General features: G+C 65.4%; 13 protein-coding genes and 1 riboswitch. Of the genes, 7 read left to right on the top strand and 6 right to left on the bottom strand.

Translation table 11 applies throughout. The features are described from left to right. Positions 1–74: 74 nt before the first annotated feature. Positions 75–2,027, bottom strand: coding sequence for an AI-2E family transporter (locus B0G80_RS31350; RefSeq protein WP_116121793.1), 1,953 nt, complete (start codon positions 2,025–2,027; stop codon positions 75–77). A gap of 132 nt (positions 2,028–2,159) precedes the next feature. Beyond that, positions 2,160–3,440, bottom strand: coding sequence for a DUF445 domain-containing protein (locus B0G80_RS31345; RefSeq protein ID WP_116121792.1), 1,281 nt, complete (start codon positions 3,438–3,440; stop codon positions 2,160–2,162). Positions 3,441–3,663: 223 nt separating this feature from the next. Between B0G80_RS31345 and B0G80_RS31340 the strand changes: the two genes are divergently transcribed. From B0G80_RS31340 to B0G80_RS31320, 5 genes are all read left to right on the top strand, one after another. Further along, complete coding sequence (locus tag B0G80_RS31340; RefSeq protein WP_116121791.1) at positions 3,664–4,806, top strand: DNA repair exonuclease; 1,143 nt, start codon at positions 3,664–3,666, stop codon at positions 4,804–4,806. Continuing rightward, positions 4,803–7,427: an AAA family ATPase gene (locus tag B0G80_RS31335; RefSeq protein WP_116121790.1), complete on the top strand. Its 2,625-nt coding sequence runs from the start codon at positions 4,803–4,805 to the stop codon at positions 7,425–7,427. The genes B0G80_RS31340 and B0G80_RS31335 overlap by 4 nt, the downstream gene beginning before the upstream one ends. 246 nt (positions 7,428–7,673) lie before the next feature. Continuing rightward, positions 7,674–8,150 carry a type VI secretion system tube protein Hcp gene (locus tag B0G80_RS31330; RefSeq protein WP_116121789.1) on the top strand — a complete coding sequence of 159 codons (477 nt, stop codon included), beginning with the start codon at positions 7,674–7,676 and terminating at the stop codon, positions 8,148–8,150. A gap of 19 nt (positions 8,151–8,169) precedes the next feature. Continuing rightward, entirely contained in the window at positions 8,170–8,652 is a 483-nt protein-coding gene (locus tag B0G80_RS31325; protein WP_116121788.1) for a DUF2778 domain-containing protein, read from the top strand. Beyond that, positions 8,649–9,260, top strand: a complete 612-nt coding sequence (locus B0G80_RS31320; protein ID WP_116121787.1) for a hypothetical protein — start codon at positions 8,649–8,651, stop codon at positions 9,258–9,260. The genes B0G80_RS31325 and B0G80_RS31320 overlap by 4 nt, the downstream gene beginning before the upstream one ends. Positions 9,261–9,275: 15 nt before the next feature. Here B0G80_RS31320 and cobJ read toward each other — a convergent pair whose 3' ends face one another. Genes cobJ through cobG form a run of 4 tightly spaced genes read right to left on the bottom strand, consistent with a single transcriptional unit; the run spans position 9,276 to position 13,964 of the window. Beyond that, entirely contained in the window at positions 9,276–10,979 is a 1,704-nt protein-coding gene (gene cobJ / locus B0G80_RS31315) for a precorrin-3B C(17)-methyltransferase (protein ID WP_116121786.1), read from the bottom strand. Then, complete coding sequence (locus tag B0G80_RS31310) at positions 10,976–11,707, bottom strand: precorrin-2 C(20)-methyltransferase (protein WP_116121785.1); 732 nt, start codon at positions 11,705–11,707, stop codon at positions 10,976–10,978. Before B0G80_RS31310 ends, cobJ begins: the two co-directional genes overlap by 4 nt. Then, positions 11,708–12,334 (bottom strand): precorrin-8X methylmutase, encoded by a 627-nt coding sequence (locus B0G80_RS31305; RefSeq protein ID WP_116121784.1) that lies wholly within the window; start codon positions 12,332–12,334, stop codon positions 11,708–11,710. Next, positions 12,327–13,964, bottom strand: coding sequence for a precorrin-3B synthase (gene cobG / locus B0G80_RS31300; protein WP_116121783.1), 1,638 nt, complete (start codon positions 13,962–13,964; stop codon positions 12,327–12,329). Before cobG ends, B0G80_RS31305 begins: the two co-directional genes overlap by 8 nt. Positions 13,965–14,047: 83 nt before the next feature. Further along, positions 14,048–14,227, bottom strand: a riboswitch (cobalamin riboswitch). 84 nt (positions 14,228–14,311) lie between these two features. On the opposite strand from cobG, the gene cbiE reads away from it, so the two are divergent. Next, complete coding sequence (gene cbiE / locus B0G80_RS31295; RefSeq protein ID WP_258879085.1) at positions 14,312–15,709, top strand: precorrin-6y C5,15-methyltransferase (decarboxylating) subunit CbiE; 1,398 nt, start codon at positions 14,312–14,314, stop codon at positions 15,707–15,709. Further along, a complete protein-coding gene (locus B0G80_RS31290) occupies positions 15,709–16,806 on the top strand; it encodes a cobalt-precorrin-5B (C(1))-methyltransferase (RefSeq protein WP_116121782.1) in 1,098 nt (365 codons plus the stop codon). Before cbiE ends, B0G80_RS31290 begins: the two co-directional genes overlap by 1 nt. The last annotated feature ends 2 nt before the right edge of the window (positions 16,807–16,808 follow it).

Raw genomic sequence — 16,808 nt, 5'->3', positions numbered from 1 at the left:
AAGGAGGGTGCGCGCGTGGCTGTCCTCATTTTGGGTACAGCGGCGCCGGGCGGCTGTACCCACAGCGAAAGCGCCTAGTCCGCCCCGCCCACATGCGAAGCGTGGCGCGCGTGCTGCAAGCTCGACGCCGCCAGGCATTCTTCGATCATCGCGCGGAAGGTGGGCGCCGCGTGCGAAGCGCCGGTCGCGCCCATCTCCGGGCCGCCCTCCGGCGCACCGCCGACGCCGACCACCAGCGTCGCGCGCGGCCGCCATTCGCGCGTGCGCCGCAGCATGTTGCGCAGATACGGCGGCGATTCGGGCGCGTCGAGCGAGACGATGCAGATGATCGGCGCGTCCTTGAAGCTCGGTTCGTCGGCGCGTGCGCTGCGATAGCCCGAGTGCGTCGCCATCATCGGCGCGAGGCCTTGGTGGCCGAGCAGTTGCACGGCGATCGCGGTGGTGACTTCGTCGAACGAACCGCGGCCGGGGACGCACAGCACGGACGTTTTTGCCGCTTCGGGGCGCATCTGCGGGTGCGCTGAAACGTGGCTGTCGTGCCGCTCGGACAGATCGGCCGAGGCCGAAGCGAGCAGCGCGCTCGCGGTATCGGCGGGTTCGCTGCGTGCGAGGCGGTCCGGCAAGCCGTCGGCGATTTCGAGGTTTTCGACGATGTCCACCAGCGCGTCGTTGATACGCTGCAACTGGTCCGGCATCAGCACGCCGCGCATTGCATCATTGCGGGCGAGCTTGAGACCTTCGAGCGCGACCTTGTCGTAATAGTCGATCAGCGACATTTCGCGCAACAGCCGCTCCGCCTGCACGATCGCCTCGTGCGGATCGTCCGCGAGCAGCCGCTGATAAAAGTTCTGCGCGGGCGTGAGCGCGGGCTGATCGCCCAGCAAAACGGTGAGAAAGTTCAGCCGGTCAGCGTAGCGGCCCAGCGTGACCACGCACAACGTGAGCGGCGTCGACAGCACGAGACCGATCGGCCCCCACAGCCAGCTCCAGAAAATCGCCGCCACCACGACCGCGAGCGGCGAAAGGCCGGAACGGTGACCATACAGCAGCGGCTCGGCGATCTGCCCGGCCACCACGTCGACGACAATGAACAGGATCAGCGTATAAACGGCCATGGTCCATTGCGGTTGGATCGCGGCCGCGAGAAACACGGCGAGAATCGCGGCGATCCAGATGCCGATATACGGCACGAAGCGCAGCAATGCGGCGATCACGCCGAACAGCAGCGCCCCCGGCACGCCGATGATCGCGAGCCCGATGGCGATCACGCCGCCCGCGCTCAGATTCACGCCGAGTTGCGCGACGAAGTAGCGCGACAGCCGCACGGCGGCGTCGTTGATCGCGGTGGTGGTGCGGTGCAGATCGCGCGAGCCGAACAGGCTGATCAAACGGTCGCGCAAATCCTCGCGTTGCAGCAGGATGAAGATCGTCACGACCAGCACGATAAAGGTCGTTTCGATCGGCGCAATGGCCGGCGACAACGCGCGTTGCGCGAGTTGCATCGGCGTGGGCGAGGGTTCGTGCACTTCGACCGGCTGCGGCACGGCGGGCGCATTGCGCGCGGCGCGTCCGGTGGGGCGCGGCGGGTTCGGCTTGGGCGGGGACACGCGCTGCAACGCGACGGCGGCGCGGCTCATGAGCGAATCGGCGCGGCCGACGGTTTTTTCCTGCACCGTTTCGATCTTCTGCTCGATCGCCTCCTGATACTGCGGCAGGTCGGCCGCGAGCTGCACCAGTTGCGCGGTGATCAGCGCACCGACGGCGAGTAAGCTGGCCAACGCGAACAACACGGCGATAAAAATCGACGGCAATTGCCCCATATGGAAACGCCGCAACATCTGTACGAGCGGAGCGAGCAGGAAGCTGAGCAACACCGACAGCGTGATCGGGATCAACACCGCGCGGCCGAAGTACAAGCCGCACACCACCACCACGCCGGTAATCACCGATGCAAGCCCGTGCAGACTCGGCGTGCCCGGCGGGTAAACGCGGTTCGGCCGCTCAGTTGGCGGTAACGAGATTTTCATGAGCACACTTCCGATTGAGACGTGCTGTCGTTCTTATAAGGGCCGCTCGCGGACCGGGAGAGGGAGTCCGGGCCAAACGCATGAGCAATTCGTATGCCCGGATTGTAGGCGCTTTGACGCAAGGCGGCCTGCTCATCCCATGTGCAGACGCAGCAAGCCCAGCAATTGCGAGCTCGCGTACAGCAGCAGGCCGATAAAGCCGCCCACGATCGTCCCGTTGATGCGGATGTATTGCAGATCCTTACCAATGTTCAGCTCGATCTGCCGTGACATCTCATGCGAGTCCCAGTTCTTGACGGTGTCGCTGATATGGCGCGTCAGGAACCGCGCGAAGTCCGGCGCCATTGTGCGCGCGGCTTCTTCGAGGTGATCGTTGAGCGACTGGCGCAACGCCGGATCGTGCGCGAGTTCGCGGCCGACCCATTGGCCCATTGCCACCACGCGCGCGTGCAGGGCCGAGTCGCTGCTTTGCAGATCGCGCTTGAGCCACGCGCGCAATTCGCCCCACATGTCTTTCACATACGAACTGAGCGCGTCGCCTTCCACCAGATAGCGTTTCAGTTCCTCGCCCTTTTGCAGGAACGCGGGATCGGTTTTGAGCTTGACGATCAGCTTGTGCGCCGCGTCGTCGAACTTCTGACGCAGTTCATGCGTAGGATTCTCGCTGATCTGTTCGAGCATGCGATTCACCGCGTTGGCGATAGCTTCGGCGCCTTTCTCTCCGAGCCATGCCGAAGGCAGGATCTTCTCCATCTTCGGGTACTCGCCTTTCACCCATTCGACGATCCGCTCGGCGATGAACTCGCGCGCGTGCGGTTCGCGCAGCAGCGCCACCACCTGTTCGATGCCGGCGTCGAGCAGTTCCTGATGGCGGCCGTCCTTGGTGAGCGTGTCGAGAATCGAGCCCATCGATTGCGACAGATCCACTTTGGCCAGCACGTCGCGCAGCGCGTCCTTGATGAAAACCTGAATGCGCACGTCGTCGGTCAATTCGAGAATGCCGCTGGTGAGCTTGACGACGTAGTCGCCTAAACGGGCGGTGTTTTCCGGCTGCGTCAGCCACGCGGTGATGGTGCGCGCGGGGTCGTGCTTCTGGATCAGACCGACCAGTGAAGGCACATCCAGGAACTTGTCCTGCACGAACACCGCGAGGTTATCGGCGATCTTGTGCTTGTTCCTCGGAATGATCGCGGTGTGCGCGGAGACGACCGGGATCGGCACGCGGCGAAACAGGGCGGCGACCGCGAACCAGTCGGCGAGCGCGCCCACCATCGCGGCCTCGGCCACCGCCTTGATGCCGTCCACCCAGATGCCGCGCGGCATGAACGCGGTCACCACGAAAACGCAGGCGGCGGCGATCAACAGCAGGAGCGGGGTGCGCTTGGCCTTCTTCAGTTCGATTGCTTTGTTCATCGGCGGCGGGCAACGGGTCCAGGTCGATTGAAATCATGCGGCGCGCCCTACGCGCGCGTCCGGAATCGCGAGTGTAGCGCCGCTCGGCGGCGCATGGGCCAGGCGCGCTCGTCGTCGAGGGCTGGCTTTGCCGCGCGGGCACGGTAACATCTGCGGTTAGACTGCGCTGGCTCGCCTGGCGAGACAGCTTGCAATTGAACGGAATGAAACGGAAGGAGGCACAGTGATCAGGTTTCTGCACACCGCGGACTGGCAGATCGGAACGCAATTCGGCCAGTTCGAGCCGGACGAGGCGGCGCATCTTGCCGAGGCACGCTTCGAGACCGTGCGCCGGATCGCGGCAGAAGCCGCCGCGCGCAATGTGGATGCGGTGCTCGTGGCCGGCGACGTGTTCGATCTGCAAACCGTCTCCGACACCGTGATCCGCCGTTTGTTCGGCGCGTTGCAAGCGTTCGCGGGGCCGTGGATCATGTTGCCGGGCAATCACGATGCCGCGCTCGTCGAGAGCGTATGGACGCGCGCGCAGCGCCTGAACTGCATCGCGCCGAATGTGCGCGTGGTGCTCGAACCCGGCGTGGTGCTGCTGGACGAGTGCCGCTGCGCATTACTGTGCGCGCCGCTCACGCAACGCATCACGTATGACGACACCACCGGTTTCTTCGATACCGCGGAAACACCGGCCGGCTATCACCGCGTCGGACTCGCGCACGGCAGCGTAAGCGGGATTTTGCAGGAAGGCATCGACTCGTCGAATCCAATCGCGCCGACGCGTGCCGCGAGCGCGTGTCTGGACTACCTGGCGCTCGGCGACTGGCACGGACATCTGAGAGTCGATGAACGCATCTGGTACGCGGGCACGCATGAGCAGGACCGCTTCCGCGCCAACGATCCGGGTTTCATGCTCGATGTCACGCTGAGCGAGCCGGGCGCCTCGCCGGTGGTCGAGCCGGTGCGGGTCGGTCAATATCAGTGGCATCGTTGGGAGGAGACCATCGCCGTGCCGACCGATGTGGATTCGCTCAAGGCGCGCCTCGCCACGCTGGGCAGCCACGACGTGCTGCGCGTGTCGGTCGGTGGCACGGCCGCGCTGGCCGACGCCGAAGCGCTGCACGTCGCCGTGGAAGAAGCCCGCGCGCGCGTGCGAGCCTTGCGCGTCGACCTGAGCGGCCTGCAAGTGCTGCCCACCGACGACGATCTCGCCGAACTCGGCGCGCAGAGCGGCTACCTCGCGAAAGTGGTGGCGCGTCTGCGCGGCTTGCAGGAGGACCCACAGTCCGACCCGCAAGAGATCAAGCGCGCGGCCGAGGCGTTGCTGCTTCTGGCGCGTTTTCAACGTGAACTGCCGCGCGAAGCGAGGTCCGCATGAAGCTGCAAAGTATTGCGATTCAGGAGTTCAAGCAGTTCACCGGGAAGCTCGTCATCGACGATCTGCAGCCCGGTCTGAATCTGTTCGTCGGTCCGAACGAAGCCGGCAAGAGCACCATTGCCGAAGCCGTGCGCGCCGTGTTTCTGGAGCGCTACAAGGCCTCCCATCTGAAAGACCTGTTGCCATGGGGCAAGGCGAGCGGGCAGCCGTCGGTCGAAGTGAGCTTCGAACTGGACGGCATGGTGTGCCGCTTGTCGAAGCAGTTTGTCACGCGGCAGCGTTGCGAGCTGAGGATTGGCCAGAGCGCGTTCGGTGAAGATGAAGCCGAAGACAAGCTCGCGGCCTTGCTCGGTTTTTCACGCCCCGCGCGTGGGCCGTTGAAGGCAGAGAACGCGGGGGTTCCTGGCTTGCTGTGGGTGCAGCAAGGCGGCACGCAGGAGATGCGCGATTCCACCGGCCACGCCGCGCAGTATCTGCGCGACGCGCTGTCGCAACTGTCAGGCGGCCGCGAATCGGCAGGCGAGGACGCGTTGATCGCCGCCGTGCAGCGCGAGCTTCGGCAACTGCTCACCGCGCGCACGCAGAAGTCCACCGGTCCGCTCGCCGAGGCGGAACAGACCCTCACGCGCCTGATCGAGGAGCGCGCTGATCTCGAACAGCAGCGTCAACAGTTCGAGGCGAACATTGCCAGTCTCGCCACACAGCAACAAACCTTCGACGATACGCAGCGCAAACGCCCGTGGGAGGTTCACGAGCAGAAGGCGTTGCAGGCGCAATTGCGCGCCGATGCCGTCGTGCAACTCGAAGGCAGCCTCAAAGGACTTGAGCAGTCGCTGAAAGCGAGTGAAGCCGAACTCGCTTTGCCATTGCAGCAGGAGCAGAACGCGCTCGACCTGGAAGCGGCCGTCGCGCGCGAGCGCCAGCAACTCGACGCGCTGCGGGCAAGCGTGGCGGCGGTTCAGGCCGAACACGCGGATGCCGCGGCCAGCGTGACGCAATTCGAGCAGGCGTCTGCCGACGCCAACCGCGCGCTCGAACTGGCCAACGCAGCCGTGACCGCGGCCGATCTGCGCAGCCAGATCGGACTCTTCCGCGCGGAAAGCGAGCGGCTCGAAGCGTCGATCGCCGCAGCCAGCAAGGCGAACGATGCCGTGCTCGAAGCCGCGCGCGAAGCGGCCATGTTCGAAATCGACGAGGCGAAGCTGAAGCGGCTCGCCGCGCTCGGCAGCGAGCTGAGCGTGTTACGTGCTCGCACCGAAGCCGCGATGACGCGCATCGAATATCGCCTGAACGGCGCGATTACCGTCAACGACCACCCAGTGAGCAACGAAGGCGTGCTGCGTGTGGATGAGGAGAAGCGGATCGGCTTGGGCGCGCTCGGCGAATTGCGGGTGATTCCCGGCGTCTCCGATCTGCCGGCGCGTTTGTCCGAACTCGCGTCGCTCGAAGCCCAGCATGCGCAATTGTTGCAGGCGCTCGGCGTCGCCTCGCTCGGCGAGGGCGAAGCGCGGCATGAGCGCTGGAAGACGGCGCTCGCCCAGCAGAAAAGCCAGGCGAAGATTCTCGACGTGCACGCGCCGCAGGGTATCGACGCGTTGCGCGCGGCGTCGGCGACGGCTGCGGCGCGTATGCAGGCCGCCAATGAGCGGCTCGCGGGTCTGCCTGACGTTTCCTCTGCACCGCCGCTCGATGAAGCGCGCCGCAACGCCGAGATCGCGCGCGACGCGTTGGAAGCCGCCAGAAAAGTGCTGACGCAGGCGGCCGACAAAAAATCGACCGGCATGGCGAACGCGGAATCGCTCGCTGATCAATTGCAACGCAAGCAGGCGCAACTGGACGACGAAGCGTTCCGCCGCAACCGTGCGCAGTGGCAGGCGAAGATCGTCGAACAGCGCGTGCAGGTCGAGGCATTGCGCAAGCAGCGGGAAGGGCGCGAGCGCGAACTGGAAGCGGCGCGTCTCGACGACCCGGCGGCTGAGGCGAAGCGCTATCGCGCGTCGGCGGAGCTTGCGCGCGGCGAGCAGAACGATCGGCAGGTGAAGATCGCGGCGTTGCGCAGTCAACTGGAGACGGTCGGCGCGTCCGGTCTCGGCGAGCGTCTGGCAGCGGTGGAAGCCAAGGTCGAGCAGGCGACGCGGCGCAAAGACGAACTGAGCTTGCGCGCGAGCGCGTTGAGTCTGCTCGACGAAGTGCTGGTCCACGAACGCGATGCCGCGGTCGCGCAATTGCGCGCGCCGTTGACGGAGCGGCTCGGGCATTATCTGAAACGGATTTTCCCGCAATCCACGATCGCGCTCGGCGACGATCTGAGCCCCGCCACGCTGGACCGCTTTGGCCGCGCGGACACGCTCGAGGCGCTGAGCTTCGGCACGCGCGAACAGCTCGGCATTCTGACGCGGCTCGCTTACGCGGATCTGTTGAAGGCATCGGGCCGGCCGACCTTGCTCATGCTCGACGACGCGGCCGTGCATACCGACGCCGCGCGGCGCGACGCGATCAAGCGCGCGTTGATCGACGCGGCCACGCGGCATCAGATTCTGGTGTTCACTTGCCACCCGGAGTTATGGGATGACCTGGGCGTGAGGCAGCGGGCGATTGAGGATTTGAAGGTGGCGGCGTAGGGGTACGATGCACGGCGTGACGCGATCGATGCAGGCTGCATGAACGAAGTCGCGCCGCCGATGAATCAACGTGAATTTGCAGAAAGGTCCGTCTTCAGGGATCAATGTTTCCCCGGAAACTACTGATCCGAGTCTTCATCGCGGTCTGAGCCTTTCGCCAACAGTAGTCAATTCTGCTTGTGTCGAATGCCTACGCATGTCCGCGTGACGACCGTCTGAACAGTCGCAATGTCACGGGGATAGTCAATGGCACAGGATACGTTCATCAAGATCAACGGCATCGACGGCGAATCGCAGGATGCCTCGCATCTGAACGAAATTGACGTAATCGGTTGGCGCTGGAAGGTTTCACAGGACTCGACCATGATGTCGGGCTCCGGCGGCGGAGCCGGCAAGGCCACCGTTTCCGATCTGGAATTCACGCACAAGCTGGATCGCGCAAGTCCGAATCTGGCCAAATACTGCTTCACCGGCAAGCATGTGGATCAGGTGAAGCTGACTGTGCGAAAGGCCGGGGGAATGCCGTTCGAATATCTGAAGATCACGATGTACGACGTGATCGTTACCCAGGTGGAACCGATCGGCGGCGGTGACGAGTGCCATGAAGATGTTCACCTGTCTTTCTCGACGATGAAGCATGAGTACTTCGTGCAAAACGCGCTGGGAGGAAGCGGCGGTGCGGTGACTGCCACTCTGTATATCAAGAACAACACGACGAATTGACTGGGCGGGCAGAGGGAATATGCCGGTTAAATGTACTTTTGTTCTTAATGGGCAGACGGACTCGGTTTTATCGTGCGAGGGGACAGCGTCCGTTGCTGCATTCTCGGGAACTGGTCATGGCCGGGACAATCCTGACGACACGGCCATGGAAAATGTCGGACCCATTCCGAAAGGGACCTACTACCTTGTCGATCGCCAGTCAGGTGGGTACATGGGCTTCCTTTACGACTGGTGGGATGCGCACGGCTTCGGATCCACCGACCGTCAAAAATGGTTCATGCTCTGGAATCCAACAACCGGGGACATGACCAACATCAATGGCATCAAGCGCGGCAACTTCCGATTGCATCCAGTCGGGCGCCTCGGGCTGAGTCACGGATGTATCACGGTCGAGCGGCCGTACGAATTTGATCGACTTCAGAAATTTATACGTGCGCGAGGAAAGACCGTACCTGTACCAGGAACAGTTTTGCGAGCCTACGGAACCGTCGACGTGAAATGAACCAGCGATCTGCAATCAATTTTTCGATTTACATCGCCTTAATATTGATATCGGCGGTGGAAGGGTGGCGATCAACGTATCTTGTTGACTTCGTTCTTACCGAGACGCCGGACAGTGTGGAAGCTTTTATCCTGTTCTGGTTGCGCCACACCGGCGCTGAATATCTCGCAAATCCTGTCGATATGGAAGTGCTCGCGTTGCTGCTCTACTGGCTGATCGCTACGTTGCTGTTTGCGTGGGGACTGGCGGGACTTAAAAGGTGGGGGTCCCGCTACTTCACCGCAAGGAAAAACGGCGAAGCGATTCCCAGACTGTCTTTTTTTGTCGTGCTTGTCATGTCTTTACTTGCGTTCGTCGTCAGTTGCGATCTTGGCTGGTATCTTTCGCTCTTGTTCGGCAGGTACACCGTCGACATTCCCCGTCCTGTGAAGGCGCTTATCAAAGCCTATCAATCAGTCACGGGGCAGGGCGGTGGTGCAGATGCCGACGACTATCTGGCGTATTTCGCCGTCAACCTTTATTGGGCGATAGCAACGCTATGCGTCGGTGTGCTTCTTATTTCTTTCTGTCTCGCGATGCGCCGGTTCATCCACAGGAAAACATCATAACCACCGACTGCCCAGTCACTCATACCACCGCGGCGTATAAACCCATTCGGCGCCGCCGGCGCCAACGCCAAATCGCCGCGTCGTCGACGACCCCACGATCACCATCGTGCGCATATCCACATCGGACGAACGCAATTCGCCCAACGTGACCGTGCGCAGCGTGCCGCCAGGTCGGCCAATATCGCGGCCCAACACCACCTGAGTCTGCGCCGCGCGATACTCCCGCACGATACCCAGCGCTTTATCCAACTGCCACGGCCGTGCGCGCGAAATCGGGTTATAAAACGCCATCACCAGATCCGCTTCGGCGGCATGCCTCAGACGCTTTTCGATAATCGTCCATGGCTTCAAATTATCGGACAGCGACAGCATGCAGAAGTCGTGACCCAACGGCGCACCCGCCTGCGCCGCCGTTGCCATCGCCGCTGATACACCCGGCACGATTGCCAGATCGACCGCAGCCCACTCCGCGTTGTCGGACGACTCTAACGCTTCGAGCACCGCCGCCGCCATCGCGAATACCCCCGGATCGCCCGACGACACCATGACCACGGAACGTCCCTCGCTCGCCAGTTCGAACGCATGTCGCGCGCGTTGCATTTCCTCGCGATTGTCCGTGCCGTGCACGCGCTGGTCGGCGCGCAATGGGCCGGCCATTTTCACGTAGGTGTCGTAGCCGAGAATGTCGGTGGCTTCGTTGAGCGCCGTGCGCGCGGCCGGCACCATCAGATCGGCGCTGCCGGGGCCGAGGCCGATCACGGTCAGACGGCCGCGCGCGCGGCCGATCGTGTCGGGATCGATGGCGAGCGGCGCCAACGCGAGCGCGACGCCTGCCGCCGCATCGTTGTGCAGCGTCTCGTACGGGATGCGCAGCGCGGCATGCAGCAGCTTGGCCGGCGGCGCGCCATCGTCGGGACGTGTCAGCGCGAAACGCAACGGCACGTTCAGGTTCGCTGCAGCCTCGATCAGCGCCGGGTCGGCCATGCGCTCAGAAGATGCCAGCAATGCCGCGAGCGACAGCGGCGCGAGACCCTGCGCGTCCAGCGCCTCGCGCACGCGTGTCGCGATCTCGCCATCCACGGCCGTCACCGCCGCGACCACGCTGCGTGGATGAATCACCAGCTCATCTTCGCGCCCGTCCCACGTTCGCGGCGTCACGCGGATCGCGAGACGCGCCGAAGCGGAGCGGGGCAGTTGCGCGTCGTCGAGCCACGGTGCTTCGCCTTCGATGCGCGTGCTCTCGCCAGCCAGCAGGTCCGATACGAAGCGCTTGCCCTGGCCGAGATCGGCGAGCGTATAGCCCTCGGGCGGATTCAGCACGCAAGTGCCGAAACGCAGTTCGCCACTCGTCGTGATGGCCGCCGGCACAGCCAGCAGCGCGGCAATCTCGCGCGCCATCACATTGACGCCGGCGAGACCGCCGAGCAGCGGCACGACCGCGCTGCCGTCTTCGGCGACGGCCAGCACCGGCGGCTCGACGCCCTTGTTCGACAACGACGGAGCCAGACAGCGAATCACGATACCCGCCGCGCACAATGCGACGATCGGCGTGCCGCGCGCATACAGTTCCCGCAGATGCGCGCCGAGTTCGCTGTACGGCTCGTCCGCCTCGACGCGTCCCTGCAACGCATGCACCTGGCTGCCCGCGTACAGCGACTGGATGCGCCGCGCCGTCGCCAACGCGCCCGCGCCGAGAATGACGATCGCGGGTGCGCTCATCCTTGCCATTTTTCCCCCGGCACCACGAGCAGCGAAAAATACGGCGATGCCATCGGATCGACTTCGGCGAGCGGCACGATGCGCTGATTGCCCATCGTCGCGCGCTCGACGTAAAGCGCGCGGTCCGCAAGACCGAGTTCGCCGAGCACGCGCCGCACCTTGTCGAAGTTGCGGCCGAGTTTCATCACGACGGCGGCATCGGCATCGGCGAGACGGCGGCGCAACTCGTCTTCGGGCAACACGCCCGAGAGCACCGACAAGCTCTGATTGCGATACACCAGCGGCGCGCCGAGCACGGCGGCGCCGCCGAGCATCGAGCACACGCCCGGCACGACTTCGCTTTCGTAGCGCGCCGCGAGCCGATCGTGCAGGTACATGTACGAGCCGTAGAAGAACGGATCACCTTCGCAGATCACGGCGACGTCGCGGCCCGCGTCGAGGTGTGTGGCGACGACTTGCGCGGCGGTGTCGTAGAAGTCAGCGATGATCGCTTCATAGGAAAGCGGCGGTTCGAGCGCTTCGGTGGTCACGGGATACACGAGCGGCAGATGCTGCTGGGCATCGTGCAAATGCGCTTCGATGATGCTGAACGCGTTGCCCTTCTTCCCCTTCGCGACAAAGTACGCGACCACCGGCGACGCCTTCAGCAAGCGCAGCGCCTTCAGCGTGATGAGTTCCGGGTCGCCGGGGCCGACTCCGAGGCCGAACAAACGTCCTTGCGCCGTCATTTATTCGACCTCCGTGGCGAGCGCGTTCACGGCGGCCGCCGCCATCGCGCTGCCGCCGCGCCGGCCATGCACCACCACGTAGGGCACGCCGCGGCTGTCGTCCGCGAGCATGGCTTTCGATTCGGCCGCGCCGACAAAACCTACTGGAAAGCCGAGAATCAGCGCGGGTTTAGGCGCACCGGCGTCGAGCATATCGAGCAGATGAAACAGGGCGGTCGGCGCATTGCCGATCACGACCACGCCGCCCGCCAGCTGCGGCCGCCACAATTCGAGCGCGGCCGCCGAGCGCGTATTGCCGAGTTCACGTGCGAGCGACGGCACGTCTGGATGCGTCAGCGTGCAGATGACCTCGTTGTCCGCCGGCAGCCGCGCGCGCGTGATGCCTTGCGCGACCATGCCGGCATCGCACAGGATCGGCGCGCCTTGCGCGAGCGCCGCGCGGCCCGCCACGCCCGCGCCCGCGGAAAATTGCAGATCGTCGATCACATCGACCATGCCGCATGCGTGGATCACGCGCACCGCGAGTTTTTCGAGGTCGGCGGGAATGCGCGACAAGTCGGCCTCCGCACGGATCGTCGCGAAGGATTGGCGATAGATCTCCTGACCGTCGCGAATGTAATCAAGCATCGGTGTCACTCCGGGCGAGGCGTTCGAGCAGGTCGGCGGCCTCGCCGATCGTCAGTTGGCGCGCGACGCACTGGCCGAAGCCGGGCCGGCCGTCGCGCCGATAAAGGTCGTAGAGGCTGGGCGCGGCGGCGAGCAGCGTGAACGGCGCGCAATGCGCGGCGGCGCACGAGCGCGAGCAGCCGCTTAGATGCACGTCCACGCCGGCAGGCAGCCGAGCCGCGAGGCGCAACGCGTCGTTCTTGGTGTCGGCGAGACCCTTCACGCAGCCGCCCGATCCGGCGCACGCGATCAGGTGCGTGATCGCGTGTGCGGGATCGCAGGCGAGACCGAGGGCGTTCAGGCCGGACAACACGGTCGGAACGGCGTGCGTGGCGATGTCGGGTAGCAGCACGCTTTGCCAGGGTGTCAGGTGAAGCGTGGCGTTGCCGTGCTGTTGCGAAAGCGTGGCGAGTCCCGTTAGCGTGTCTGCGTCGAGACGTCCCAGCGGTGGCTGGCCGCCGACGTGCCAGGATCCGGGCACGCGTTGGGCATGGGCGCCGAGGCGGAGGTTGGCGTCGGCTGGTGTAGCGCGATGCCAGTTCGCGAGCTTCGCGTTTCGCGTCAGTGGGAAGTCGAGATATTGCTGGGCGTGATGCAGTACCGCGTCGACGGAGTGCGCGGTCAGAAGGTGGCGCATGCGCGTGGCGTCGGCGGCGGCGAGGTCGAGGAATGTCAGGAGCAGCGCGCGTATTAGTGCCGGGACTTGTGACGGGAGGATTGCGGCTAGTGCGCCTGTGTTGTTCACGCCCGGTTTTCCAGGCGCGGTGCTTTGGCTTTGCATAAGCGCGCCGGCATTAGCGCTCACAGGCGGACAACCTGCGAACCCGAACACGAACCGCAGGCCGTCCGCCTCTTGCGACGCCGCGAGCCACACATCGTGCGGATGGTCCACTCTCGCGAGCCGTTCGCCGCCGTCCAGCAACAGTGCGAATTTCGGCGACAGCGCTGCGAAACGCGCTTCGCTTTGCAGCATCGTGAGCAACTCGGCGCACAGCGGGCGTGTGTCGAATAGCGCGAACGGATCGCGTCCGGCAGCGGGGCTGATCATGACGTTGCGGACGTCGTCGGCTGCGGCCGCGGCCGCGGCTGCGGCGGAGAGCGCGTGGGCAGTGCCCGCTCGCTGCGCTGCTGCGTCCGGGGCTTTCGAGGCCCATTCATTCACTGCGTTCGCGGCTCCGGTATCTGTTGCGCTCTCCGCCTCTGCATTCGCGGCGCTGGCGGCAACTGCATTCACAGCGTTGGCCGCCGCCATCGTGTTCGCACGGCCCGCCACGCCGTTCGCCGGCATCGGCCCAAGACCGGCGTCGATCAAAGCCGCGATCAACGCCGCCTCTTCACCGCGCTTCACGCCACGCACCTGCACATTCGCGCGATTGGTCAACTCGATCACCCCGCCCGCGTGCCGCGCGCTAGCCTCCGCGATCGCCCGAGCCTGCGCCGCGCTCAATTCGCCGCCGGGCAGTTTGATCCGGCAAATCCCGCCGTCGCGCGCGGCGACGATGCGCAGCAGCCCCGGGCACGCCGAGGGCCGCAGCGTGGCGGCTGCGTCGGATAAAACGGTGGAGGGCGTTGCTTGATTCAAGACGGACACCGGGTTTAGCGTCGCGCGACAGCCCGAGCATGCCGTGAGGCGGGCATGGCTGCGGCATCGGTACACCCCGCCCGATGTTGGCTGGCACGAACAGTCTCGCCGGCAGGTCTCCTGGCTGGCAGGTCATGGTCCGCCGCGGCCTTCCCGGTCGAACCAGTGGCGTGGAGCGCAGGCGGACTCGCTGCATACAGTTGCGGGGGCAGCCACAGTGGCACTGTGTTCCCTCTTCGGCCCCGAAGGGCACCGGCGGCTGTATTATGCCTTTTTTCGAACAGCACAACGAGGCTGGACGCTTTGATCGGCGTGGCACAGCGCATTATTTGAAGACACAGAACGAGGATGGATGCATGCCCGCGTGGCTGACGGTGGTGGGCATAGGCGACGACGGCTTCGCCGGTTTGGGGCGGCCCGCGCGGCGTGCCTTGCTGGAAGCGTCGGTGGTGTACGGCGGCGAACGTCATCTGGCGATGTTGCCCGCGCGTCTCGCCGCGCGCCGTGCCGCCTGGCCGCGTCCCTTCGATCTCGCACCCTTGCTGGCCGAGCGCGGCGCAGCCGTGTGCGTGCTGGCGAGCGGCGATCCGATGCTGTTCGGCGTCGGCGCGACACTCGCGCGGCAATTGCCGGCGGGGGAATTGCGGGTGCTGCCGGCGCCGTCGTCGTTGTCGCTGGCGGCCGCGCGGCTCGGCTGGCCGTTGCAGGATGTCGCGACGGTGTCGCTGGTGGGGCGGCCGTTGCCCACGCTGAACGCGCATCTGCATGACGGCGCGCGCATGTTCGTGCTCAGCGCGGACGGGCGCACGCCCGCGGCGCTCGCGGCATTGCTGAACGCACGAGGTTACGGGGCGACCCGCATGAGCGTGCTGGAACACCTGGGCGGCGAACTGGAGCGGCGCATCGACGGCCGCGCGGATCAATGGTCCGCGGGCGAGGTGGCCGCGTTGAACCTGATCGCGCTCGACTGCCGTGCCACCGAAGGCGCGCCGCGTCTGCCGCTGACCTGCGGTTTGCCCGACGATGCGTTTCGTCACGACGGCCAGTTGACCAAGCGCGACGTGCGCGCGATCACGCTCGCGCGCCTCGCGCCGACGCCCGGCGGATTGCTGTGGGATGTAGGCGCGGGCAGCGGCTCGATCGGCATCGAATGGATGCGCGCGCATTCCACCTGCCGCGCGATTGCGATTGAAGGGCACGCGGAGCGTCAGCGCTTCATCGAACACAATCGCGATGCGTTGGGTATGCCGGGGCTGCAACTTGTGGCGGGGCGCGCGCCTGAGGCGCTGCAGGGGTTGCCGGTGCCGGATGCCGTGTTCATCGGCGGTGGCCTGACCGTGCCGGGCGTGCTGGAGGCATGCTGGGCAGGTCTGCGCGAAGGCGGGCGGCTGGTCGCCAATGCGGTCACGCTGCAAGGTGAGGCGGTGTTGGCGGCGTGGCGCGAGCGGCATGGCGGGACGTTGACACGGATCGCATTGGCGGACGCGCAACCGCTTGGCGGTTTCGATACGTGGCGGCAGGCGTTGCCGATCACGCTGCTGGAGGTGACGAAGCCGGCGAGCGGCGAGGGCGCGAACCTCGTGGGAACGGAAACCGAGATTAACGCGACGAATGCGGCGGATGTGCCGAATGCCAGGCGTGCTGCAAGTGCCGGAAGCGGTATGAGCGCCACGAATGTCACCAACACGACCAACACGACGAAAGCGACGAACACGACCGGCGCCACCCCCACCGACCCATCGCCAGAACCCTGATGCGCGAAGAAACCCCCGAACAACCCGCGCCGCTGCGTAGCGGCTACACGACCGGCAGTTGCGCCACCGCGACGTCGCTGGCGGCGGCGCGTCTGTTGCTCGCGGGTGTCGTCAGCGAAGTGGCGGAGATCGTGTTGCCGAAGGGCCAGCATGTGCCGATGCCGCTGGTGTTCTGCCGCCTGATCGGGAATGGCGACGAAGGCGCGGAAGCCGGCACGATCAAGGACGCCGGCGACGATCCCGACGTCACGCACGGCGCCGTCGTTTTCGCGCGCGTGCGCCTCATCGCCGAAGCGGGCGTGATATTTCGCGCGGGGCCGGGCGTCGGCACGGTGACGCGCGCGGGGCTGACGCTGCCGGTCGGCGAACCTGCCATCAACCCGGTGCCGCGCAGAATGATGGCCGAGCATCTGGCCGAACTCGCGGCGGAGCATGCGTACGGCGGCGGCTTCGAAGTGACGATCGGCGTGGAAGGCGGCGAAGCGCTCGCGCTGAAAACGATGAACCCGCGTCTCGGCATTCTCGGCGGGCTGTCGATCCTCGGCACCACCGGCATCGTGCGTCCATTTTCGTGCTCGGCGTATATCGCGTCGATTCATCAGGGGATCGACGTCGCGCGCGCCAACGGCTATACCCATCTCGCCGCCTGCACCGGCAACGCGAGCGAGGACGCGATGCGCGCGCACTACGGCCTGCCGGATATCGCGCTGATCGAAATGGGCGACTTCGTCGGCGCGGTGCTCAAGCATATGAAGCGCGCGCCGGTCGAGCGTCTGAGCGTGTGCGGCGGCTTCGGCAAGCTCAGCAAGCTGGCGGCGGGCCATCTCGATCTGCATAGCCGCAATTCGAGCATCGACCTCGAGCAGCTCGCGCAATGGGCCGCCGAACAGGGCGCCGACGACGCGCTTCAGGCGGCGATCCGCGCAGCCAACACGAGTCAGCAGGCGGTCGCTTTGGCGCACGCGCGGCACGTGCCGCTCGGCGATATCGTCTGCCGGCATGCACTGGCGGTGGCGCGCGAGATCGTGCCGCCGCAGGTCAACGTCGAAATGTTCGCGATCGATCGCCAGGGCAAGCTGATCGGAGCCGCGCAATGAAA

Source organism: Paraburkholderia sp. BL6669N2, from assembly GCF_003387275.1.
Taxonomy (GTDB): domain Bacteria; phylum Pseudomonadota; class Gammaproteobacteria; order Burkholderiales; family Burkholderiaceae; genus Paraburkholderia.
Note: the sequence above shows the minus strand (reverse complement) of the source record. Positions and strands in the feature narration are given on the sequence as shown.

Excerpts from the sequence above, each read along its gene's own strand:
- B0G80_RS31330 (WP_116121789.1), top strand. The coding sequence starts at position 7,674 with ATGGCACAGGATACGTTCATCAAGATCAACGGCATCGACGGCGAATCG.
- B0G80_RS31325 (WP_116121788.1), top strand. The coding sequence starts at position 8,170 with ATGCCGGTTAAATGTACTTTTGTTCTTAATGGGCAGACGGACTCGGTT.
- B0G80_RS31290 (WP_116121782.1), top strand. The coding sequence starts at position 15,709 with ATGCGCGAAGAAACCCCCGAACAACCCGCGCCGCTGCGTAGCGGCTAC.
- B0G80_RS31310 (WP_116121785.1), bottom strand. The coding sequence starts at position 11,707 with ATGACGGCGCAAGGACGTTTGTTCGGCCTCGGAGTCGGCCCCGGCGAC.
- cobJ (WP_116121786.1), bottom strand. The coding sequence starts at position 10,979 with ATGAGCGCACCCGCGATCGTCATTCTCGGCGCGGGCGCGTTGGCGACG.
- B0G80_RS31350 (WP_116121793.1), bottom strand. The coding sequence starts at position 2,027 with ATGAAAATCTCGTTACCGCCAACTGAGCGGCCGAACCGCGTTTACCCG.
- B0G80_RS31305 (WP_116121784.1), bottom strand. The coding sequence starts at position 12,334 with ATGCTTGATTACATTCGCGACGGTCAGGAGATCTATCGCCAATCCTTC.
- B0G80_RS31335 (WP_116121790.1), top strand. The coding sequence starts at position 4,803 with ATGAAGCTGCAAAGTATTGCGATTCAGGAGTTCAAGCAGTTCACCGGG.
- B0G80_RS31345 (WP_116121792.1), bottom strand. The coding sequence starts at position 3,440 with ATGAACAAAGCAATCGAACTGAAGAAGGCCAAGCGCACCCCGCTCCTG.
- B0G80_RS31320 (WP_116121787.1), top strand. The coding sequence starts at position 8,649 with ATGAACCAGCGATCTGCAATCAATTTTTCGATTTACATCGCCTTAATA.
- cbiE (WP_258879085.1), top strand. The coding sequence starts at position 14,312 with ATGCCCGCGTGGCTGACGGTGGTGGGCATAGGCGACGACGGCTTCGCC.